The sequence below is a fragment of the Candidatus Sulfotelmatobacter sp. genome, assembly GCA_035504415.1.
In the GTDB taxonomy this organism is placed as follows: Bacteria; Vulcanimicrobiota; Vulcanimicrobiia; order Vulcanimicrobiales; family Vulcanimicrobiaceae; genus Vulcanimicrobium.
Genome location: DATJRY010000013.1, coordinates 1 through 22,030 on the forward strand (window position 1 = coordinate 1; position 22,030 = coordinate 22,030).

Below are 22,030 nucleotides of genomic sequence, written 5' to 3' on the forward strand. Positions count from 1 at the left end.
GGAGGTGGTGCGCGCCGCCGACCACGCGCTGCTCCAGCCGATGTTCGTGGCCAAGCTCGAGCCGGCCGGGACCGGCTTCGAGCCCAAGCTGCTGCGCACGATCCCGCGCGAGGCGGTCGCACCGCCGGTGCGTCCCTTCAAATAGCACCCAGGTGATGGCCGCGGACGGCCCGCCGGTGCTGCGCACGGCGGGCCTCGGCTTGCGTATCGGCGGCGTCGCGATCGTCGACGACGTCTCGCTGGACGTGCGGGAAGGCGAGTTCCTCGTCATCATCGGCCCCAACGGCGCGGGGAAGACGACGCTCTTCAACCTGCTCTCCGGCGTCACGCAGCCGACGTCGGGTACGATCGACTTCGCCGGTCACGACGTGACCCACGCGCCGACCTACGTGCGCGCGCGGCTGGGAATGGGACGCACGTTTCAGACCTCGACCGTGTTCGCCGGCCTCTCGACGCTCGAGAACGCGCGCCTGGCCGCGCAAGCGTACCTGGGCGGAAGCGCGTCGCTGCTGCGGTTGGCCGACCGCGAGCGCGCACCGCTGGCGCGGGCGCGCGAAGCGCTGGCGAAAGTCGGTTTGAGCGCTCGCGAGAACGTGCACGCGGCTTCGCTCTCGCACGGTGAGAAGCGCAAGCTCGACCTGGCGATCCTGCTGTGCGGCGATCCGCGCGTCGTGCTGCTCGACGAGCCGACGGCGGGGATGGCGGTCGAGGACGTCCCCGAGATGATGGAGCTGATCGACCGCATCCACCGCGACGAGAACAAGACCGTGCTGATGGTCGAGCACCGCATGGACTTGATCATGGGGCTGGCCGATCGCATGGCGGTGATGCACCACGGCTCGCTGCTCGCCGTCGACACGCCGGAGGCGATCGTCGCCAACGAGACCGTCCAGTCGGCCTACCTGGGAGACCCGCTGTGAGCGCGTTGCTGAGCGTGCGCGACCTCAACGTGCACATCGGCGAGTCGCACATCCTGCAGGGCGTCTCGTTCGACGTGCGCGAGGGCGGCATCACCGGACTGCTGGGACGTAACGGCGTGGGCAAGACGACCACGCTGCGCGGGATCCTCGGCTTGGTGCCACGGACCGGCAGCGTCACGCTGGCCGGCGAAGAGCTGATCCACGCGCGTACGCACGACATCGTGCGGCGCGGCGTCGGCTACGTCCCGGAGGACCGCGACGTCTTCGCCGGCCTGACCGTCGAAGAGAACTTGCGGCTGGCCGAGCGCGCCGGCTCGCCGCTGCGCTACGACCTGGTCTACGAGCTCTTCCCGGAGCTCAAGGAGCGTGCAAGCCAGCGGGCCGGCACGCTTTCGGGCGGCCAGCAGCAGATGGTCTCGCTGGCGCGCGCGCTGCTCAACGCACAAAACCGGCTGCTGCTGATCGACGAGCCGACCAAGGGACTCTCGCCGCTGTACGTGCGCAACGTCGCCGACGCGCTGCGCCGCGCCACCGAGGTCGCGACGATCCTGCTCGTCGAGCAGAACCTGCGGGTCGCGCAGGCGCTGGTCGGCGACGTCGTCGTGCTCGACCAGGGCCGGGTCGCGTTCACCGGCCACGTCGAGCAGCTGCTCGAGGATCCGGCGCTGGCGCGCCAACATCTCGGTCTCGCGACCGCGGGGAGTCACTGACCAGCGTTGAGTACGATCGCGTTGCTCGCCATCACCGGCATCGGGTTGGGAGCGCTCTACTTTCTCATCGCCGCCGGCCTCTCGTTGATCTGGGGCCTGATGCGGGTGCTGAACTTCGCGCACGGCGCGTTCTTCACGGTCGCCGCGTACGCCGGCTGGGTCGCCGGAAGCGCCGTCCCGGGTGGCCCGTGGCTGCAATGGCTGGTCGGTCTGGTGGCGGCGATCGTCGCCGGCGGCGTGTTCGCGACGCTGACCGAAGTCGTGCTGATCCGCCCGCTCTACGCGCGCCACGTGGGTCAGGTGCTGGTGACGGTCGGCCTCGCGCTGGCGACCGTCGCGCTCGTGCAAGGCGGCTTCGGCAGCGATCCCAAGCAGCTGACGCTGCCCGACTGGATGGGCGGCACGACGCCGGTGCTCGGCGCCGACATTCCGAACACGCGCTGGATCACGATCGGCGCCGCGCTGCTGGTGCTGGCGCTGCTGCTGTTCTTCCTGCGGCGTACGCGCTACGGTTTGATCGTGCGCGCGGGCGTCGAGAACCGCGCGATGGTCGAAGCGCTCGGCATCGACGTCCAGCGCGCCTTCACGCTGGTCTTCGCGATCGGCGGCATGGCCGCGGGTTTGGCCGGCTGGCTGGCCGGCGCATACTACGGCACGATCGATCCGGTGCGCGGCAGCGCGATGCTGATCTTCGCTTTCATCGTGGTCGTCATCGGCGGATTGGGCTCGGTCGTCGGCTCGGCGATCGCGGCGGTGGTGGTCGGTGTCCTGCAGCAATTCCTCAACTTCTACGGCGCCGCCGGCGTCGGCGATTTCGCGGTCGTGCTGCTGCTGGCGGGCGTCTTGCTGATTCGACCGGGCGGCTTCGCCGGAGCGGCGGCGTGAACCGCGTCGCGCGCATCGTGGTGCTGGCGCTGATCGGCGTCGTGCTGATCGCGCTGCCCTGGATCGGCGTGTCGATTCCGGCGATCTTCGACGCGCCGCTCGACGCGCCGGGAACGCTCAACCTGCTCGGCCTGTGCTTCGTGTTCGGCGCGCTGGCGCTCACCTACGACCTCGTCTTCGGCTACGTCGGCCTGCTCTCGTTCGGGCACGCGCTCTACTTCACCGCCGGCGTCTACGTCACGGCGATCGCGCTCAACCGCTGGCACTTGCCGCTGGGCGGCGCGATCGCGGTGAGCGCGGTGGTCGGGATCCTCTTGCCGCTGGTGCTAGGCGCGATCTGCCTGCGCATGCGCGACATCCCGTTCGCGATGGTGACGCTCGCCTTCGCCGAAGCCGGCTCGATCCTGGTGATGCAGAATCCCGGCGGCCTGACCGGCGGTGAGGAAGGCTTGGCGCTCGGACCGGACGTGCTGCCGTCCGCGCTGGTCGGCGTCGCCAACACGCACAACCTCTACTGGATCGCGCTGGCCGCGCTGATCGTCACCTACGCCGTCGCCTGGTGGGCGGTGAACTCGCCGGCCGGGCACGTCTGGCAGGCGATTCGCGAGAACGAGCGCCGGGTCGGCGTGCTCGGCCTCAACCCGTATCTCTACAAGCTCGGCGCGTTCGTGCTGGCCGGCTTTCTCGCGTCGTGCGCGGGGATCGTGTACCTGCTGCTGCAGGGCGGCGCGAATCCCGAAGTGACCACCTCGAGCTTCACGCTGGCGCTGCTGGTGATGGTCGTCTTGGGCGGTGTCGGAACGCTATGGGGCGCGGTGCTGGGCGGGATCGTTTACGAGTATCTCGACTTCCGCCTCGTCGGCCTCTCCAACAGCGGCGCCGTCGCCTCGCTGCCGGCGTTGCTGCGCGTCCCGCTCTCCGAGCCGCTGTTCTTGCTCGGCGTGCTCTTCATCGTGCTGGTGCTGTTCGTCCCCGGCGGCCTCGCCGGCGCGGTCCGACGGCTACGGCCCGCCTAGCGAGGCCGCAAAGCCTAGTAGTAATTGACCCAGTTCAGGTAGAGCTCGGAGTCGGAAGACGTCGCCGTCCCGGTCGCCAGCGTATCGCCGCTAACGCCGAGCATCGTGTCGTTCTCGAGGTTCCAATAGGTCGCCGTTTGACCATAGTCAAGGTACGTGCCGCCGCTCTCCACCTCGGCGCCGTATATCAGGACGCTTCCGACATCGGTCAGGTCGTACTCGTCGCTGCCGTTGAGCGTCGGGCGCTCGAGGATCCATTCGGCCGAGTCCATCGCGAACGCCGAACCGACGTTGCTCCAGTTCCCCGATGACGCCGTCCCCGACGTCAGGTCTTCGCAATAGTGACGGACGCTGACGCCGCTTCCGGTCACCTGGGCGGTGGAGCAAAAGACCGTGTCGCCGGGCGCGACGTTGAAGTCGTTCTCGTCGCTCGGCTCGACGGGGTAGTACTCGTGCCACATCACAAAATCCCAAAACTGCGGCAGCCAGATGCCGAACTCGTCCTTCTCGTGGGTCGCGTTGATATCGACGCCCTCTTGGAACACGTTCGCGTGCTCGACGGGTCCATTGCCGTCGATTCCGACCCAGATCGCCGACTCGCAAAACGTCGTCGCGCAGACCGGATCGGCCGGGATTGTCCAATACCCTTGCACGTATTGAAACGTGCCCTGCGGACCTTGACTAGTGTAGCCCGACCAATTCGGGTACCCGACGAAGGTGGTGGTATGCTGAACGTTCGGATCCGCGGTCGAGGTAGTGACGAAATGCTGAATCGGCGTTACGGCTGCCTTCAACCAGGCGTTGTAGGACGCGGTCCCCGTGGTCGCCGGCGGCCGTGTCGGCAGGTGCGCCGCGATCAGTTGCTCCGGTGTGGCGGACCGCGGGTCAAACCCGAGTCTCGCAATCGCCTGCTGGACGTCGCTGTCGCTTGCGATCGGCGCGATCGGAGCCGCAGCCGTCACGGGTCGCGCGGTCTTGGGATCGATGGTGATCGTTCGTTGACCCGCTCCGGAACCGCAAGATGCGGTCACGGGATCCAGCTTGCTGGTCGCCATCGCGCTGACGTAGAGCGTGCCGTCCCCGTTCTGATCGGTATAGAATGCCAATGGCGCTGAAGCGCCCGTAGACGACGACAGCGTGCAGCGAACGTTCGGCGCAGCTGCAATTCGAATCGCGCTGAACTGCTGCGGCGGGTTCGACGGCAGTGAGGCCGTTCGCCGAACGACGGACGCCGGGGCGTCCGCGTGACCAGGATCAACGAACGAACCAGCTCCTCCTGAGCACGCGTTCAGCACGAACACAGCAAAGGGCAAAGAAGCCGCAGCAAAGCCAGCGAAGAGCCGCATCGGTTCTTCCTTTCTCAACACCCTAAGAAGGCAAAGTGTCAAGTTGCTTTACGATCGTATGGTGACGCAACCGGATCGTCAACTTATCAAAACAGATAAGAAAAAGCGACCCGGCGTAGCCGGGCCGCTTTTCGTTGTACGGGGGTTCTGGACTTCGTTCGTTGTCTCTTCGGCGGCTAACCGCGGAAGTGGAAGTCCAGGCCGATGTTGACGGTGGTCAGACGGACCCAATCGTTGGTCGCGCCGGCCGGGTTGGGCAACCCGTCGCGGATCGTGCCGAACGGGTAGTTGAGGCTCGTCTCTTCCTTCAGGTTGACGATCGCGGCGTGGAACACCAGCCACGGCGCGAACACCTTGACCAGACCGGCGACCGTCACGTTGTAGTATTCCGGACCCGGGTCGGAGGCGAAGTAGTCCGCCAGGCGTCCGAACTGGAAGAACGGGATGATCGTGTGGTTGTGGTCGATCGGAACGTGCACGGCAATCGACGCCGGATAGATGAAGCCACTGCCGCCATAGGGTTGATAGACGGGGTTCGACTGCGGCAGACCGGTGAACGCGTTGATGATCGTCGGCGTCTGCCACGGCGCGGCCAATGCGGCGTTGTACGGGTGGTCGACGTACTGAGCCTGCAGGTCGAAGTCGAAGATCGGCCCGATCGAACTCAGCGGCCCGAAGGCGTAGTTCACGCCGACGAACGGACCGTGGTAGCCGATCCAGCCGGGGTTCTGGGCGTCGGCCGGGCAGCATTCGCGGCTGCGGTTCTTGTAACCGGCGGTGATCGAGACGCCCGAGCCGGCGTTCCATTTCAGACCTTCGGTGTCGAAGCGGTCGCGCAATTGCCCGATCGGGACGCGTGCCGGACCGATCTGGAGCGTGTCCAGGGTGAAGTCGGCGTTGTCGTGCGAGTAATAGATGCTCAGCGCCTTGTTGATCGTGATGTTGGCGCCGTAGTCGAGGAACGTTTCGTTGGTGTCGCCGGCCGCCGTCTGATTCTGTTCGGGCTGACCGCCGTTCGTCGACACGACGTAGAGCGGGGTCACGGTGAGAACGACGCGGCTGAATGGGTCGTCGGCGAAGGCGGGAGCGGCTGTCGTTGCCGCCAGCACTACGCCGAACGCGGCGGCGGCCGCCTTGGCGAAGAGAGTGCGTCCTGTCATCGGCTCTCCTGAAAGAGATGAGGAGTGGTGAGACGCTCTCGCTGCAGGTTCCGAGGCCCGGACGTGGGGAGCCGCTCCGAAACGACGCGCCCCATGAAGAAAGTCCCGTGCGTCTACGCCGACGCCCGAAACTCCTTTGTGCCCTTGATCGTGCAAAAAGAACGTTTTTCCGTTAAGCAGCCCTGTGAGGCAATACTTAACACCCCAACGACCTGCTCGTCAAATAAGTTCCTGAAAAGGGTGCCGCTAGGCCTGCCGGGGACCGCGGCCTATTCGTCGCTCGACGTGCTCGAATGGGCCGCCCAGGGGCGGTGCGTGACCGTCTCGGTGGCGGCGGAGGCCAGCGCCACGGAGCAGCGCTGCAGCGCGCTCATGAGCGTGTCGAACTGCTCGGGGCCGAGCTCGTCGCGCAAATAGTTCTCGATCGCGGCGGCCCGCGTCTCGGCGCGCGCGAGGAGATCCTCGCCGGCCGGCGTCAGCCGCGTCTCCAACGTGCGCCCGCCGGTCGGGCACGGAACCCGCCGGATCAGGCCGCGGGCCTCGAGCCGCGCGACGGTCGCGCTCATCGCCTGGGGGGTCACGAAGCTCGCCCGGGCGAGCTCGGCGGCGGAAATGTCGGCGTTCATCGCGATGAGCGCCATCGCCAGGAACTGTTGACCGGTCAGGCCCAGCTCGTCGAGCTCGCGCTCGAGGGCCGCTTTCGAGACGCCTTGGGCGTACTTCAGGACGGCGAGCAGGTGGCCACTGTAGCAGTAGAGGGCGGCGTCGGGGAGGAGATTTTCCATGGGGCGGGGTCCGGCCATGGCCGTCCCACTTCGGGACGGCCACGACGGGTCTTGCAAGAAACCTTCTTGCGCGGGGCTAGGCGTGCCAGGTGGTGCCGTCGCTGAACGTGACGGCCTCGACGTCGCACGAGGTCGGGGCGGCGACGGTCGGGACGAAGTCGTTCGTGATCTCGGTGCCGGGGGCGAAGCTGCCCTGGGCGACGATGGTCTGCGTCTGGCCGCCGGCGTGGACGGCGAACTCGACGGCGGTCGCCGGGCGGTCGCCGTTGTTGACGAACGAGATGCTCAGGTCGCCGGAGCTGAACGTCGGGGACGCGCCTTCGTTGTAGGCGCCGTTCTCCTGCACGTTGACCGCGCAGCCGACGACGGAGACCGGAGAGACGCCCTGTTGTGCGCTGGCGGGGAGGGCCGCGGCCGACACGCCCAGGGTGGCAGCGGCGAAGGAGGCGAGGAGAAGCTTGCTGGTCATGGTGTGTCCGTTGGTGTCCTTTGGCGGCCGAGCCGCCGGTAGTTCTTGAACACACCCTTTATATCATATTGATTGATATAAAGACAACAGACTTTAGTCGGAGAGCTCCTTCGTTTCGCTCAGACCCTCGCTGGACTCGTAGCCGATGCGCACGCAGCCGAAGCGGTCCTCACCCAGGTAGACCGGGACGGCCAGATCGTTGAGGATGACGCCGGTGTCCCGGGCGTACGTCTGCAGCGCGAAACCGCGCGGGCCGGCGGGCCGGCGCAGGTCGATCCCGTGCCGGGCGAAGTCGGCCCGCCGGGCGCGCTTGGGGACGCCCGTCGCGCCCAGCCCGGCCCGCGCGGCGCCCAGGCCGATCGGGTCCTCGAAGATCCGTTTGACCCGGTTGCCGGCCAGGTCCAGCGCGCGTTCACCCGTCCAGTCGCACCGCAGCGCGCGCGAGGTCATCACCGCGAAGCCGTTGAGGTCGGTGACGCTGGCGAAGACCAGGCGCGGATCGCACGCGGCCCAGGCGTCGCAGACCGGCGCCAGCGCTTCGTCGACGAGCTGGTCGCCGGCGGTGCGGTACTTGGGCGGATCGAAGCCCGCGCCGGCGCGCGTGACGTCGAACAGGCGCGCGAGGGTGCGCACCAGCGCGCCGGTCAGCGGCTCGTAGGTGTCGTCGAGCAGCTGCGCGCGTTGCGCGTGCCCGCGCGCGAGGGCGTCGGCGAGCACGTGCTCGACCTCGGCGGCGAAGGCGTCGCCCCAGCCGCGCACGCGGTCGAAGAAGGTGCCCAGCGCGAAGCCGCCGGCCAACCCGAAGATCGCGGCGTTGATCTCCCCGAGCACCAGACCGCGCGCCCGCGCGGCGTGCGCGGCCGACTCCTCGCCGTGCTGATTCAGCGTGGCGACGTTGCGCGAGACTTGGTGCAGCGTCGCCGACTGCTCGTCGACCGCGGCCGCGATCGCCGCGATCTGACTGCTCGCCTCCAGCACGACGCTGCCCATGCGGGTGAGGTCCTCGCGCACGGCGGCGGAGTCGCTGGTCACGGCGGCGGTCTCGCCCGCGCTGTGCGTCGTCGCCTCGTGCGCGGAGCCGACGGCGGCGCGCACGTCGCGCACCAGCTGCGCGATCGCGCGCGTCGAGCTGCGGGTCGAGTCGGCCAGCTTCTTGATCTCGTCGGCGACGACGGAGAAGCCGCGCCCGTGCTCGCCGGCGTGCGCCGCCTCGATCGCGGCGTTGATCGCCAACAAGTTGGTGCGCACCGAGACGTCGTCGATGACGTCGAGCATCAACTCGATCTGCCCGGCGTGCTCGACCACGACGGCGACGTCGGCGACGGCCTGCTGCGCGTGCGCGCGCAGCTCGCCCAGCCGCTCCAACGAGCGGTCCATCGTTTCGAACGAGGTCGCCGCAAAGCGCTGCAGCTCGTCGGTCAGCGAACGGGTCGCGTCGCTCGACTCGGCGACGACGGCGGCGGCTTGCGCGGTCTGATGGACCGCCGTCGCCAACTGCGCGGTCTCGTCGGCTTGCCGTTCGGTGACCTCGGCGATCCGGCGCAGCAGGAACGCGTTCTCGGCGGCGGCGCGCGAAGCGTCGTTCGAGCTGCGGCAGATCGCGGCCAAGACGCCGTGCACGCGCGCGACGAACGCGTCGAGCGCGGCGAACGCCTCCGCTTCGAGCGGACCGGCGCCCGGCGGCGGTGCGAAGGTGCGGGTCAGATCGACGACGTGCTGCGGGTTGGCCAGCTCGCGCAGATGCGCGGCCAGAAGCGCGAGCGCCGGCGCAGCGACTTCGCCGCGCACGCTGGAGTCGAGTTCCATGCGGACCACCGGGACGAGGGCTATGGTTCCCATCATCGGCAGTTCGGTTCGCTCCCGGCTACCCCCGAAAGGCTAGGTGCGCTACATCCCCGCGTCGATCGTCAACCCGCCGTCGACGACGATGGTCTGGCCGGTCACGTACGCGCTGGCGCGCGAAGCCAAGTAGAGCGCGGTCCCCGCGACGTCGTCGGGATCGGCCAGCCGCCGCAGCGGCGCGCGCGCGACGGCCGGGTCGGCGACGGCGGGATCGTCCCACAGCGCCTTGGCGAAGTCGGTCCGCACGATGCCCGGTGCGATGCAGTTGACGCGGACGCCGCGCGGGCCCCACTCGACGGCCAAGCTGCGTGCCAAGCCGATCAGCGCGGTCTTCGAGACCGCGTAGGCGCCGATGTTGCGCGTCCCGGTCAAGCCGACGATGCTGCTCAAGAAGATCGCCGCGCCGCCGCCGCGCGCGGCGATGTGCGGAAAGCTCGCCTGTGCCAGCCACAGCGTGCCGCGCACGTTGCTCTGCAGGATACGATCCCAAGCGTCGTCGCCGATCTCGGCCAACGGCCCGTAGTAGGGGTTGACGGCGGCATTGGCGACGACGACGTCGAGCCCGCCCCAGTGCGCGACGGTGCCGGCGACGAGCGCCGCGAGCTGCTCCTTCTTGCCGACGTGCGCCGGAATCGCGAGGGCCGCGTGGCCGGCGGCGGCGAGCTCCGCGACGACCTGCGCGCAGGCCTCCGCGTCGCGGCTGGAGATGACGACCCGCGCGCCGCGCTGCGCGAACCGGGTCGCGATCGCGCGCCCGATCCCGCGCGAGGAGCCGGTCACGATCGCGACCTTCCCGCGCAGGTCGAAGAGATCGTCGCTCACCTCAGAGCGAACCGCGTTCGAGCAGCTCCATCCCGCGCTCGGTGACGACGTTCACCGCCGCGCCGAGATTCTTGAAGCGCTCGTCGTGCGTCTGCCCGCGCACGTAGCGCACGTAGATCTGCTGCAGGATCACCGCATAGCGGAAGGTGTTGAAGACGACGTACCAGTGCAGGTCGGAGAGGTCGGCGCCGGAGACCTGCGCGTACCGTTCGGCCGCTTCGCGCCGCGTGTAGAAGCCGGGGTGATCGGTCGGCATCCGGCCGTGCTGCCCGGCGGCGCCGTCGCCGCGTTCGCCCCACAGGCACAGCAGCGCGCCCAAGTCCATCAGCGGCTCGCCCCGGGTGGACATGTCCCAGTCGAGCACCGCGACGGTGCGGTCGGGATGCTCGGCGTCGAGCAACGTGTTGTCGAGCTTGTAGTCGTTGTGCAGCAGCGTCGCGCGGCGCGCGGCGGGGACCGTTTGGCGCAGCCACCCGACGTACGGCTCGACCGGCGCGACGTCGGGCGTGAGCGCGTTGTTCCAGCGCTCGATCCAGCCGTCGACCTGGCGCTGCACGTAGCCGTCGGGCTTGCCCAGCTCGCCCAGCCCGACCGACGCCGGATCGACGGCGTGCAGCGCGGCCAGGTTGTCGATCAGGCTCTTGCCGACGCCGTGCATGATCTCCGGACGCGACGCCCACTGCACCGGGATCTCGCGCCGGAACGCGATGCCGTGCCGGCGCTCCATGACGAAGAAGTCGGCGCCGATGATCGCGTGGTCGGTGCACAGCAGGTAGCTGCGCGGCGCGAGCGGATAGCTGGCGTTGAGGACCGAGAGGACGCGGTGCTCCCGGCGCATGTCGTGCGAGCCCGGCGCGACCGGGCCGAGCGGCGGCCGGCGCAGCACCCACTCGCGCTCGCCGAAGCGGATCAGATAGGTCAGGTTGGCGTGACCGCCGCCGAACTGCCGCAGCTCGAGCGGGCCGCGCGCGCCCTCGAGGTGCTCGTGCAAATAGGTTTCGAGCCGCCCGACGTCCAGCCGTTCTTCCTCGCGGACGTCCATCGTATCGGCGTCGCGCTGGATCACGGCGTGCTCCGCGCCGGCGCGGCCGTCAGGTGCGCCGTCTCGTTCGCGCTCATCAGCAGCCGCCGGCCGCCGCCGATGCGCACCACGCAGATCGACGTGTTGGCCAGCGGAAACAAGAAGTCGTGCGCGGTGCCGGCGATCGCACCCACGGCGGCGTTGATCGCGCCGGCGTGCGAGACGACGGCGACCCGCTCGCCGCGATGGCGCGCGGCGATCCCGTCGAGCGCGCGCAGCATGCGCTCGCGCACCCGCGCGCCGTCCTCCGTACCGGGAATCCCGCGCCACGAGCCGTCGCGCATCGCGACCATCGCCAGCCACGCCAGCCGCGCGCGCAGCGGCATCCCCTCTTCGACCGGCCCGATGGTGATCTCGGTGACGTCCGGCTCGAGCTGCACGGGCAGTCCGCTCGCCGCCGCGATCGCCTCGGCGGTCTCGCGCGCGCGGCGCACCGGGCTCGCGTAGATCGCGGTCAGCCCGACCTCGCGCAGCCGCTGCGCGGTGCGCTCGGCTTGATCGCGTCCGCGCGCGCTGAGCGGGTGCTGCTCGTAGTCGTCGTAGACGGTGAACGCGTCGTCGGATTCCGGGACCGCGTCGGCGTGCCGCACCACGTACAGCTCCGCCGCGCCCGACCCCAGGCTCAGGCCCAGTTCCTCGAGCGGGTCGACGCGCGCCACTATCGCGTGCCTTTCCGCAGCTCTTCCTTGGCGATCGTCACGCGGTGGACTTCGTCCGGGCCGTCGGCCAGCCGCAGCGTGCGCTGGTGCGCGTAGGCGCGCGCGAGGAAGGTGTCGTCGCTGACGCCCTTCGCGCCGTGGATCTGGATGGCGCGGTCGAGGACGCGCAGCGACATCGACGGGCAGACGACCTTCGCCATCGCCAGCGAGGCTTTCGCGGCCTTGTTGCCGTGCTCGTCGAGCTGCCGCGCGGCGTCGTACACGAGCAGGCGCGCCTGATCGATGTCCATGCGCGAGTCGGCGATCGCTTCCATCACCACGCCCTGCTCGGCGAGCGGCTTGCCGAACGCGACGCGCTCCTTCGACCGCGCGACCATCGCTTCGAGCGCCCGTTCGGCGACGCCGATCGAGCGCAGGCAGTGGTGCAAGCGCCCGGGGCCGAGCCGCCCTTGCGCGATCTCGAAGCCGCGGCCCTCGCCCAGCAGCATGTTCTCGGCCGGGACGCGCACGTTCTCGAAGCGCACCTCGCAGTGACCGTGCGGCGCGTCGTCGTAGCCGAACACCGGCAGCGGGCGCACGACGCGCACGCCGGGCGTATCGATCGGCACGATGATCATCGACTGTTGCTGGTGCTTGGGCGCGTCGGGGTTCGAACGGCCCATGAAGATCAGCACCTTGCAGTCGGGATGACCGGCGCCCGACGTCCACCACTTGGTGCCGTTGACGACGTATGCGTCGCCGTCGCGCCGGATCGTCGACTGGATGTTGGTCGCGTCGGACGATGCGACGTTGGGCTCGGTCATCGCGAAGCCCGAGCGGATCGTCCCGTCGAGCAGCGGGCGCAGCCAGCGGTCCTGCTGGTCCTTGGTCCCGTAGCGCGCGAAGACTTCCATGTTGCCCGTATCGGGCGCGCTACAGTTGAAGACTTCCGGACCGATCGTCGAGCGGCCCATCACCTCGCACAACGGCGCGTACTCGCGGTTGGAGAGCCCGGCGCCGTACTCCGGTTCGGGCAAGAACAAGTTCCAGAGCCCCTGCGCTTTGGCTTTGGCCTTGAGCTCCTCCATGATCGCCGGCTGTATCCACGGCGAGGGACCCGCGCGCAGCTGTTGCGCGTAGACGGACTCGCTCGGATAGACGTCGGAGGCCATGAACGCCTCGAGACGCTCGAGCAGCGAAGCGGCGGCGGTTGTCGTCATGATGTGACTATCTTTCGCGTCGGATCGGGGAATACTGCGCGGTCGAGCACGTCCGCCGCGGCGGCGAGACGCGCCTCGTCGGGGCCGACGCCTTCGACGATCGCTTCGCGGGCCATCCCCTGCAGCAAGTTCAGCACCACCCCCGCGGTTGCATCGGGATCGCGCACGTCGGCCAGCCCGCGCGCGCCCAGGGCCCGCAGATGCTCGGCCAGCCGGCGCGTCGCCGCCCGCTGGAACGCGCGGCGCTCTTCGATCAGCACCTCGTCGCGCAGCGCCAGCACCTGGGTAGCCCGCAACAGTCCCGGGTGCTGCAGCGGTTTGCGCAAGCCGTCGACCAGACCGCGAATCTGCGCGCGCGCCTCCGCCAGGCCGGCGACCGCGTCGTCGAGCCGGTCGAAGCTGACCCGGTTCTCCTCGCGGACCCGGCCCAGCGCTCCCCGCAGGGCATCGCGCTTGTCGCGGAAGTGCCGGTAGAAGGTCCCGTGGGCCAGGCCGGCCTCCGCCGCGATGGCGTCGGCGGTGACCTGTTCGTAGTCGCGGTCGGCGAGCAAACGCTCGAACGCGTCGAGCAGCCGCTCCCGTGCGTTCCCGCGGGGTGCCCGCGGGCGCGCGACCCCGTCGGGGTCGGGGGATGCCCGGCCCAGATAGGTCCAGCGGTTGCGGCGCTTCCCGCTGGTCTCGTCGCGGACGCTCTCGACCCGGTAGCGGTAGGCGCGACCGGCGATCGTCTTGGTGACCTCATACGCCATGTGTGGTAAGATGACTTGAACGTCATGCGCGATTTACCTACAAGGAGACGGACCGAGGGCGGCGCGTCATGAGCGCGTCCCTCGCCGCCCGCCCGGCTGCCCAGGCGGCGGCCGCTCCGGCGCGCGCCGCCGAGCCGCCGCTGGGGATGATCACGCTGACGGTCATGCTCGGCCTGATCATGGCGATCATCGACACCTCGATCGTCAACGTCGCGCTCAACGACATGGCCGGCAACCTGGGCGCCTCGCTCGACGAGATCGGCTGGGTCGCGACCGGCTACATCCTGGCCAACGTCATCATCATGCCGCTCAACGGCTGGCTGACCGCGCGCTTCGGCCGGCGCAACTATTACGCCACGTGTCTGGCGGTGTTCACGCTGGCCTCGCTGCTGTGCGGTACCGCCACCAGCGTCGGTCAGCTGGTGTTCTATCGCGTCATCCAAGGCTTCGGCGGCGGCGCGCTGCAGCCGACCGCGCAGGCGATCTTGTTCGAGTCCTACCCACCGGCCAAGCGCGCCGGCGCGATGGCGATCTTCGGTCTGGGCGCGATGGTCGGGCCCGCGATCGGGCCGACGCTGGGCGGCATCATCGTCGACAACTACAACTGGCCGCTGATCTTCTTCATCAACATCCCGATCGGCATCGTCGCCTTCATGATGACGCTGACGTACATCAAGGACCCGGTCTACGTGAAGCGCGATCGCTCGCCGATCGACTTCATCGGGCTGGGCTTGCTGACGGCCGGCGTCGCCTCGGTGCAGTACGTGCTCGAGCGCGGACAGCGCGAGGACTGGTTCTCTTCCTCGACGATCGACATCCTCACCGTCGTCGCCGTCGTGGCGCTGACGCTGTTCGTCGTGCGCGAGCTGCGCGACCGCCTGCCGCTGGTCGACCTGCGCGTGTTCAAGTCGCGCGCCTTCAGCGCCGGCAGCGGCTTGGGCGTCATCACCGGCTTCGGCCTCTACGGCACGGCGCTGATCTTGCCGTTGTTCTTCCAGAACGTCATGGGCTTCACGGCGACCGACACGGGCCTGGCGCTCTTGCCCGGTGCGATCGCGACGGCGGTGAGCATGCCGATCGCCTCGCGACTGGTCGCCAAGGCGGACGGCCGCTGGCTGATCGCGAGCGGCTTGGTGATCTTCGCCATCGGGGCATGGTGGATGGGCGGCCTCACCCAAGAAGCCGGCTATTGGGACGTGTTCTGGCCACGCGCGGTGCAGGGCTTCGCGCTGGGCTTCCTGTTCGTGCCGCTCTCGACGGCGACGCTGGGCGAAGTCTCGCGCGAGAAGATGGCCAACGCGACCGGCATCTACACGCTGGTGCGTCAGCTGGGCGGCTCGCTCGGCATCGCGATCCTGCAGTTCTTGCAGACGCGCGATCAGGACAACGACTACGCGGCGCTGGCCTCAGGCGTCACCGCCGCGAACCCCGCCGATCAGAACTACCTGCAATCGATGCACGGCACCGCGACCGGCTTGTGGAGCATGGTGATGACCAACGCCACCGTCATCTCGTACGACCAGGTGCTGCGGCTGTGCGCCGTCATCTTCATCGCCTCGATCCCGCTGGTGCCGCTGCTGAACTGGAAGCGCGTCGGCGCCGCACCGGCCGAAGCAGCGGCGGTCGCCGACTAGGGCGCCACGGTCCTGGGGCGCCCCGCTCTTCGAACGGATCCTTAGCGCGCGACCGGCGCGAGCGTGAGTTGTTCGCAGACCGCGGCGGTGACTTCGGCGGTGCGGGCCGTGCCGCCCAGATCGGGCGTGCGCACGCCGGACGCGGTCACCGCTTCGATGGCCTCCATCAGGTGCGCGGCGTGCGCGCGTTCGCCGAGGTGATCGAGCATCATGACCGCCGACCAGAACGCGCCGATCGGGTTGGCGACGCCTTTGCCGGTGATGTCGAACGCCGATCCGTGGATCGGCTCGAACATCGAGGGGTAGCGGCGCGATGGATCGAGGTTCGCGGTCGGCGCGATCCCCAGGCTACCGGCACACGCGGCAGCCAGGTCGCTGAGGATGTCGGCATGCAGGTTGGTCGCGACCACGACGTCGATCGACTTCGGTTTCATCACCATGCGCGCGCTCATCGCGTCGACCAGCTCGCGCTCCATGGTGACGTCCGGGAAGTCGCGCGCGACCTCGGCGGCGACTTCATCCCAGAGCACCATGCCGTGACGCTGCGCGTTCGATTTCGTCACGACGGTGAGCAGCTTGCGCGGCCGCGTGCGCGCCAGCTCGAACGCAAAACGGATGATGCGCTCGACGCCGACGCGCGTGAAGACCGCGACCTCGGTGCCGACCTCGATCGGTTGGCCGCGATGCGCGCGCCCGCCCATCCCGGCGTACTCGCCCTCGGTGTTCTCGCGCACGATCACCCAGTCGAGATCGCCGGGCTCGGCACCGCGCAGCGGGCTCTGCAGGCCGCGTAGGATGCGCGTCGGGCGCACGTTGGCGTACTGATCGAACCCCTGGCAGATCGCCAGGCGCAAGCCCCACAGCGTGACGTGATCGGGTACCTGTTGGCTGCCGACCGCGCCGAAGTAGATCGCGTCGAACGGTCGCAGCCGCTCGACGCCGTCGGCCGGCATCATGACGCCGTGCCGCGCATAGTAGGTCGAGCCCCAATCGAAGCGCTCGACCGCCAGCCGCAAGGCCGGATCGCGTCGCTGCAACGCGTCCAGCACCGTCAGGCCCGCCTCGATCACCTCGGGCCCGATCCCGTCCCCACCGATCGCCGCGATCTTGTAGCTGCCCATAGCCCCGCCGTCTACGCCGACGGGCGTCCGCACCCCCTCGTCAGTCTGCGCGACCGCGTGATAGAGTGGCGAAGGAAGACGCACATGATCGTACCGCCTCGGCCTCTTACCGACGACGAGTTGATGGCTCTGAGCGCGGCCAACCCTGGCTGGCACATCGAGCGCGAGCCTGACGGCTCGCTGCACGTGAGCCGCCGGCTTCGTACCGTAACAGCATTCGGGCGGCTGAGGCGACCCGTCAGTTGCAGGGCTGGGGCGGCGAGCGCGGCTGGGCCGCCTCGGCCGACGGTGGCGTGAAGCTGCCGGACGAGTCGGTCCGCGCCCCGGACGCCTCGTGGATGTCGTTCGAGCGGTGGGGCGCGCTGAGCGAAGACGACCGCTCCAACTATCCGCCGATCGTACCCGACGTCGTCATCGAGATCGTGTCGGAGTATGATTCTTACGCCGCGCAGCGGCGCAAGACACAGCGCTACGTCGAATACGGCGCACGTTTCGCCGTTGTGATCGATCCCGAGCGACGCATGGTGGAGACGTTCGGAGAGCCGCCGGCGGGACTCGTACTCGACGTCGACCGAATCATCGACGCCGGAGCGTGGCCGAAGCGCTAACGCCCGGTCGGCGTGGCGTCGACGAGCGCGACGAAGTGGGTGGCGTCGAGTGCTTCGAGGGTCAGCAGCGTGACGTAGGCTTGGCCGTCGACGGTTTTGGTGAAGCGCTGTGCGCGCAGCGTCGCCGAATGCGCCTGGTCGCCCGGCGCCCAGCCGGCACCCTGCAGCTGCGCGGCCAGGCCGGCGAAGACGCCGTCGAGGCCGAGCGAGGAAACGATGCTCGCGCCGCTCGTCGAGCCGTCCGTGGCGGGGCCGGACGCGATGAACGTGACGCCCGCCGGCGCGGTGAACGACGGGAGGGGCGAAGCGAACGGGCTCGCGTTCCCGGCCGGCGGCGTGCACAACGAGATCGGACCGGCTAGGGCCGTGCCGATGCCGATGTCGAGCGCGCGCGGATCGCCGGCGGGCTGCGTCACCGTCACGGTCGTCGCGTGCGCGCCGGGCGAGCACCAGATGCGATTCCCGCTATCGGGCAACTGCAGCGGGAAGCCGCCGCGCGGGAGCAGCTGCGCGAACGCCGCGAAGCCCGGCGAGCGCGACCAGCCGGCGCTGGTCAACGCTCCCTCGAACGCGGCGACGACTGCCGCCCGGTCGGGGGCGTCGTAGAACAGCGTCGTGTCGTCGCCGCGCGCGCCGAAGGTGAAACCGCCGAACGGGCTCGTCTCGTTCGCCGGCGGTTCGGTGACCACGCTCGCCAGCAGCGGCGCCGCGGGCAGCGGCAGTCCCGCCGGCAGACCGGGCGGCAGCGCGTGCAGCCGCACGTGCGCCGTGCGCATGCCGCGCTCGGCGAGCCGTTGCGCGAGGCGCAGGGCGTCGTCCGCATCGTTCGCGCGCACCGCCAGGGGCGCGACCGCGACGACCAGCGCGAGCACCCCTGCGACGCGCGCGCGCATCACGCGGCCGGCTTCTTTCGCTTGGGTTTGGCGGCGCCGTTGGCGGCCGACTTCTTCTTGGCGGCGGCCGGCGCTTTGGCGGCCGACTTCTTGGCGGGCGCGGCGGCTTGCGCGGCGCGGGCGGGTTTGGCGGCGCCCTTACGCGCCTGCGACTGCTCGAGCGAACGCTGCAGCACGTCCATCAGGTTGACGACGTTGGTCGCGGCCGGGCGATGGACTTCCTCGACCTCGACCGTCTCGCCGTTGGCGCGGGCCTCGATCATCGCCAGCACGGCTTCCTTGTAGTTGTCGTGGAACTCGGCGGGGTCGAACTGGTCGACGCTCATCGTGTCGATCAGCATCTGCGCGACCTTCTTCTCGGCCGGCGCGACGTGCTCGTTGGCGGCCGGGAAATCGAAGCTGCCGGCCTCGACCAGCTCGTCGTTGAAGTGCATCAGCTCGAGCACCAGCGCCTCGCCGTTCGGTTTGACCGCGGCCAGATGCTCGCGCGAGCGGATGACGACGGTCGCGATCGCGACCTTGCCCGACTCGATCAGCGCGTCGCGCAGCAGCGCGTAGGCGTGGCGGCCCTTCTTCTCGGGTTCCAGGAAGTAGGGCGTGTCGAAGAACATCGGGTTGATCTGATCGAGCGCGACGAACTGCTGGATCTGCACCGACTGCGTCGCCTCCGGCCGCACCGACTTGAGGTCGTCCTCGGTGATGACGACGTAGCGGCCCTTCTCGTACTCGAAGCCGCGCACCAGGTCGCCGTACTCGACCTTCTCGCCGCAGACGCTGCAGTGGCGCTCGTTGTAGATGCGCCCGTCGTCTTCTTTGTGCAAGAAGTTGAAGCGGATCTCGTCGGTGCGGACGGCCGTGTAGAGCTTGACCGGGATCGTGACGAGTCCGAAGTTGATGGCGCCGGACCAGATCGCGTGTGGCATGCGAAGTCTATTCCCAAAGCGAGCGAGCGCGTTTCAGGGCGCTTTCGAGCGGCTGGGTCTTCCAGCCCTCGTTTTTCCACGGGTCGCCGCCCGTGGCCAGCAGCTTCGGCACGGAGGCCATCGTCCACCGCCGCATCTCGGCGGTCGTCTCACGGGCCCGTTTGCGCCGCATCGCCTCGACCTCGTCCCACACCAGCGGCATCGAGACGGGGGCGCCGTCCCGCGGCCGCACGCTGAAGGGCGCGACGTACGTCTTGCCTTTGCCGACCTGCACCCAGTCCAAGTAGACTAGGTCCTCCGGCCGCTTCTTGATGGTGCGTTCGAGGGTGGTGTCGTCCGGCAGCACGCCGTGCACGCGACGGGCCACCAGCTCGGCGATCCCCTTGGCCTGCTCGTAGTCGTACTTGGGCGCCAGCGGCAGCACCACGTGCAGTCCCATCCCGCCCGTCGTCTTGACCAGCGGATGCAGGCCGATCGCGGCCAGCTCGTCGCGGAAGGCGAGCGCGACCTTGGCCAGCCGCGCCAGCGGGCACCGCTCGCCGGGGTCGAGGTCGAACAGCACCAGGTCCGGGCGGTCGAGGTTCGGCTCGCGCGAGGTCCACACGTGCAGCGCGATCGCGGCCAGGTTCGCGACCCACGCCAGCGTCGCTTCGTCCTCGCACACGACGAAGGTGACCTTGCGTTTCTCGCCGGTGCTGGGCTCGGTCTCGACGCGGTGCACCCAGTCCGGCGTGAAGCGCGGCATCTGCTTCTCCCAGAACGCGCGCGTCGCGTCGATGCCGTCGGGATAGCGCTCCATCGTCAGCGGCGCGCCGTGCAAGTACGGCAAGATCGCCGGTGCCACGGCGCGATAGTACGCGACCAGGTCGCCTTTGGTGTAGCCGTCGCGCGGGAAGAGCACCTTGTCCTGGTTGGTCAGCGCGACCGCGTGGCCGTCGATCGTCGCGCTCTGCGGCGCTGCTTTGGGCATCAGGCGTCGGGATCGGCGTGCTGCTCGCGCTCGCGCACGACGTCCTTGGCGTCCTTGTCGCTGCGCAGCGCCACGAACGCGGGCTGACGCAGGATGCCGTCGCGGGTCCACTCGGCGAAGACGACCTCGCAGACCAGCTGCGGGCGCACCCAGTGCGCCGGCGTGTTCGTCTTCGGCGCGTCGACGAACGGCGAGGTCTTGCGCTCGAGCGGTTCCATGCGCTTGGCGATGTCGCTCAGCCGCGCTTCGTCGAAGCCCGTGCCGACGTGCCCGGCGTAGCGGAACGCGCCCTGGTCGTAGTAGCCCAGCAGCAGCGCGCCGAACTTCTTGCGGCTGCCGCGCGGCTCGGTCCAGCCGCCGATGACGAACTCTTGGCGCCGCCGCACCTTGATCTTCACCCACTCGCGCGAACGCATCGAGCGATACGGGGAAGTGCGCACCTTCCCGACGATGCCTTCCAACCCGCGGCGTGTCGCCAGCGCGTACAGCTCCTTGCCGCGCCCGATCCAGTGCTTGGAGAAGAGCACGTTGCGATCGGGGACGATCAGCTCCTCGAGCAAACGTTTGCGCTCCTCGAGCGGCTGCTCGCGCAGATCGCGGCCATCGGCGTAGAGCAGGTCGAACACGACGTAGGTGACGACGGTCGCCTTCTTCTTGAGGCCCTTGACCGGTTTTTCGCGCGCTTGCAGCGCTTGGAAATCCGGCCGCCCGTCGGCGTCGAGGACGCACAGCTCGCCGTCGACGACGATCGGCAGCGAGCGAAACGCGTGCGGCAGCTCCTTCATCTCGCGGAACTGCTCGCCGAAATCCTTGCCGGTGCGCGAGGTGAGCGTGACCGCGTCCTTCTCGATCGTACCGATGGCGCGGTAACCGTCCCACTTGAGCTCGAACAGCCAGCGGTCGTCGTCGAACGGCTCGTCGACCAGCGTCGTGAGCATCGGCGAAACGTCGCGCGGCAGCGGGTCCTTGCGCGCCTTGGCGCGCGCCGCGGCGCGCCGCACCAGCGTGCCGTCGGGCGAGGCGGCACGGTTGCTGCGCCAGATCGGCGCGTCCTTGCGCTCCGCCTGCAGCTCGGCCAGCGTGCGCCCCGTCTTCACGCTCTCGGCGTGATCTTCGATCTTCCAGTCCGGCTCGTCGTACTCGTCGCGGTCCTTGAAGAGCAGCCACGGTTCGCCGTGCTCGCCGGCGCGCGGCTTGATCTTGACCAGCGTGAAGAGCCCCTTGAGCTTCTTGCCGTTGAGAACGAACTTCAGCTTGCCCTTGGCGATCTCGGCGGCGGGATCGTCGCCTTCGTAGAGCGCGTAGGTGCCCTCGTCCCACACGATGACCTCGCCGGCGCCGTAGTTTCCCTCCGGGATGACGCCCTCGAAGGTCCGGTAGTCCATCGGGTGGTCTTCCGTCTTCATCGCCAGCCGCTTCTCGAGCGGCACCAGGGTCGGGCCTTTGGCGACGGCCCACGACGGCATCACGCCGTCGGCCTCGAGCCGGAAGTCCCAGTGCAGCCGCGTCGCGCGGTGCTCCTGCACGACGAAGCGGAGCCCTTTCTTCGAAGTGCTCCGCTTGCCCCCGCTGGGTTCGGGCGTCGCCGAGAAGTCGCGCTTACGGACGTACTCGGCGAGCTTTTTCTTCGGTGTGCTCAGACGCGGTGCTCCGGCACGCGGCCGACTCTACGGCTCGCGCTCGATCTCGTCGCGCGTCTCCCGCGCGCCCTTGTCGATGTTCGCCTTGACGTCGTGCCCCAACTCCTTGGCGTGCGAAACGACGTGCTCGCCCGGCGACATCGACCCGCCCGCGACGGCGCGCTTCGCGCGCTCGCCTGTCGCCAGCGTCCGTTCCTTGGCCTCGTCGACCAGGTCGCGCGTGTCGGCCTTCACGGTCTCGACCTTCTCGCGGTTGCGATCAGTGCGGTCCATCAGTGCGATCCTCCGTTGGTGCTCGAGGAGCCGCCGGCACCGGACGTGCCGCCCGCGGCGGTGCCGCTGTTCGCGCCACCGGCCGGCGTGGTGACCGTGGTGGTCGTCGAGCTACTGGTGCGCGTGGTCCACGGCTGCCAGACGAACAGGCCGATGAGCGCCGCGACGACGACGACGGCGATCAGGCTGAACATTGCCAGCGAGCTGCCGTTGTCGGTCGAGTCGGTGATCACGTTACGTCGTTCCATTAGGGCTCCTCACGGTCGATGATTGCGACTGAAGGTCTACCCATGTAGAACGCGCCGTAACGGAACGTGGCAAACGT

General features: G+C 69.1%; 22 protein-coding genes and 1 pseudogene. 6 read left to right on the forward strand and 17 right to left on the reverse strand.

The window, feature by feature from the left end:
• Positions 1–155: 155 nt before the first annotated feature.
• The 4 genes from VMD91_11175 to VMD91_11190 are packed head-to-tail and all read left to right on the forward strand — an operon-like array spanning position 156 to position 3,531.
• Positions 156–920 carry an ABC transporter ATP-binding protein gene (locus VMD91_11175; GenBank protein HTW84622.1) on the forward strand — a complete coding sequence of 255 codons (765 nt, stop codon included), beginning with the start codon at positions 156–158 and terminating at the stop codon, positions 918–920.
• On the forward strand, positions 917–1,630 hold the full coding sequence (locus VMD91_11180) for an ABC transporter ATP-binding protein (GenBank protein HTW84623.1): 714 nt from the start codon (positions 917–919) through the stop codon (positions 1,628–1,630). The genes VMD91_11175 and VMD91_11180 overlap by 4 nt, the downstream gene beginning before the upstream one ends.
• A gap of 6 nt (positions 1,631–1,636) precedes the next feature.
• Positions 1,637–2,515 carry a branched-chain amino acid ABC transporter permease gene (locus VMD91_11185; protein ID HTW84624.1) on the forward strand — a complete coding sequence of 293 codons (879 nt, stop codon included), beginning with the start codon at positions 1,637–1,639 and terminating at the stop codon, positions 2,513–2,515.
• Positions 2,512–3,531 carry a branched-chain amino acid ABC transporter permease gene (locus VMD91_11190; protein HTW84625.1) on the forward strand — a complete coding sequence of 340 codons (1,020 nt, stop codon included), beginning with the start codon at positions 2,512–2,514 and terminating at the stop codon, positions 3,529–3,531. Before VMD91_11185 ends, VMD91_11190 begins: the two co-directional genes overlap by 4 nt.
• A gap of 14 nt (positions 3,532–3,545) precedes the next feature.
• Here VMD91_11190 and VMD91_11195 read toward each other — a convergent pair whose 3' ends face one another.
• The 10 genes from VMD91_11195 to VMD91_11240 form a co-directional block, all read right to left on the reverse strand.
• A complete protein-coding gene (locus VMD91_11195) occupies positions 3,546–4,877 on the reverse strand; it encodes a G1 family glutamic endopeptidase (protein ID HTW84626.1) in 1,332 nt (443 codons plus the stop codon).
• Positions 4,878–5,053: 176 nt separating this feature from the next.
• On the reverse strand, positions 5,054–6,037 hold the full coding sequence (locus VMD91_11200; GenBank protein HTW84627.1) for a hypothetical protein: 984 nt from the start codon (positions 6,035–6,037) through the stop codon (positions 5,054–5,056).
• Positions 6,038–6,306: 269 nt separating this feature from the next.
• On the reverse strand, positions 6,307–6,822 hold the full coding sequence (locus VMD91_11205; protein HTW84628.1) for a MarR family transcriptional regulator: 516 nt from the start codon (positions 6,820–6,822) through the stop codon (positions 6,307–6,309).
• Between the two features lie 76 nt (positions 6,823–6,898).
• On the reverse strand, positions 6,899–7,291 hold the full coding sequence (locus VMD91_11210) for a hypothetical protein (protein HTW84629.1): 393 nt from the start codon (positions 7,289–7,291) through the stop codon (positions 6,899–6,901).
• Positions 7,292–7,384: 93 nt separating this feature from the next.
• Positions 7,385–9,130: a methyl-accepting chemotaxis protein gene (locus VMD91_11215; protein ID HTW84630.1), complete on the reverse strand. Its 1,746-nt coding sequence runs from the start codon at positions 9,128–9,130 to the stop codon at positions 7,385–7,387.
• Positions 9,131–9,178: 48 nt separating this feature from the next.
• Positions 9,179–9,955: an SDR family oxidoreductase gene (locus tag VMD91_11220; protein ID HTW84631.1), complete on the reverse strand. Its 777-nt coding sequence runs from the start codon at positions 9,953–9,955 to the stop codon at positions 9,179–9,181.
• 1 nt (position 9,956) lies between these two features.
• Positions 9,957–11,021: a phosphotransferase family protein gene (locus VMD91_11225; protein ID HTW84632.1), complete on the reverse strand. Its 1,065-nt coding sequence runs from the start codon at positions 11,019–11,021 to the stop codon at positions 9,957–9,959.
• Complete coding sequence (locus tag VMD91_11230) at positions 11,018–11,695, reverse strand: histidine phosphatase family protein (protein ID HTW84633.1); 678 nt, start codon at positions 11,693–11,695, stop codon at positions 11,018–11,020. Before VMD91_11230 ends, VMD91_11225 begins: the two co-directional genes overlap by 4 nt.
• Complete coding sequence (locus VMD91_11235; GenBank protein HTW84634.1) at positions 11,695–12,894, reverse strand: acyl-CoA dehydrogenase family protein; 1,200 nt, start codon at positions 12,892–12,894, stop codon at positions 11,695–11,697. Before VMD91_11235 ends, VMD91_11230 begins: the two co-directional genes overlap by 1 nt.
• The gene (locus VMD91_11240) at positions 12,891–13,643 is read right to left on the reverse strand and encodes a TetR/AcrR family transcriptional regulator (protein HTW84635.1); all 753 of its coding nucleotides are present in this window, start codon (positions 13,641–13,643) and stop codon (positions 12,891–12,893) included. The genes VMD91_11235 and VMD91_11240 overlap by 4 nt, the downstream gene beginning before the upstream one ends.
• A gap of 68 nt (positions 13,644–13,711) precedes the next feature.
• Between VMD91_11240 and VMD91_11245 the strand changes: the two genes are divergently transcribed.
• Entirely contained in the window at positions 13,712–15,277 is a 1,566-nt protein-coding gene (locus tag VMD91_11245) for a DHA2 family efflux MFS transporter permease subunit (protein HTW84636.1), read from the forward strand.
• Between the two features lie 41 nt (positions 15,278–15,318).
• Here VMD91_11245 and VMD91_11250 read toward each other — a convergent pair whose 3' ends face one another.
• Positions 15,319–16,398, reverse strand: coding sequence for a tartrate dehydrogenase (locus VMD91_11250; GenBank protein ID HTW84637.1), 1,080 nt, complete (start codon positions 16,396–16,398; stop codon positions 15,319–15,321).
• 203 nt (positions 16,399–16,601) lie between these two features.
• Here VMD91_11250 and VMD91_11255 point away from each other — a divergent pair.
• Positions 16,602–17,006: pseudogene (locus VMD91_11255) on the forward strand (Uma2 family endonuclease).
• On the opposite strand, the gene VMD91_11260 reads toward VMD91_11255, so the two are convergent.
• From VMD91_11260 to VMD91_11285, 6 genes are read right to left on the reverse strand one after another with little or no spacing between them, the layout of a single operon-like run.
• Complete coding sequence (locus tag VMD91_11260; protein HTW84638.1) at positions 17,003–17,899, reverse strand: hypothetical protein; 897 nt, start codon at positions 17,897–17,899, stop codon at positions 17,003–17,005. The pseudogene VMD91_11255 and the gene VMD91_11260 sit on opposite strands and share 4 nt — an antisense overlap.
• Entirely contained in the window at positions 17,899–18,822 is a 924-nt protein-coding gene (locus VMD91_11265) for a Ku protein (protein HTW84639.1), read from the reverse strand. Before VMD91_11265 ends, VMD91_11260 begins: the two co-directional genes overlap by 1 nt.
• 7 nt (positions 18,823–18,829) lie before the next feature.
• A complete protein-coding gene (gene ligD, locus VMD91_11270) occupies positions 18,830–19,792 on the reverse strand; it encodes a non-homologous end-joining DNA ligase (protein HTW84640.1) in 963 nt (320 codons plus the stop codon).
• Positions 19,792–21,432, reverse strand: a complete 1,641-nt coding sequence (gene ligD, locus VMD91_11275; GenBank protein ID HTW84641.1) for a non-homologous end-joining DNA ligase — start codon at positions 21,430–21,432, stop codon at positions 19,792–19,794. Before ligD (VMD91_11275) ends, ligD (VMD91_11270) begins: the two co-directional genes overlap by 1 nt.
• Positions 21,433–21,459: 27 nt before the next feature.
• Positions 21,460–21,705 carry a hypothetical protein gene (locus tag VMD91_11280; protein HTW84642.1) on the reverse strand — a complete coding sequence of 82 codons (246 nt, stop codon included), beginning with the start codon at positions 21,703–21,705 and terminating at the stop codon, positions 21,460–21,462.
• Positions 21,705–21,953: a hypothetical protein gene (locus VMD91_11285; protein ID HTW84643.1), complete on the reverse strand. Its 249-nt coding sequence runs from the start codon at positions 21,951–21,953 to the stop codon at positions 21,705–21,707. The genes VMD91_11280 and VMD91_11285 overlap by 1 nt, the downstream gene beginning before the upstream one ends.
• Positions 21,954–22,030 lie beyond the last annotated feature (77 nt).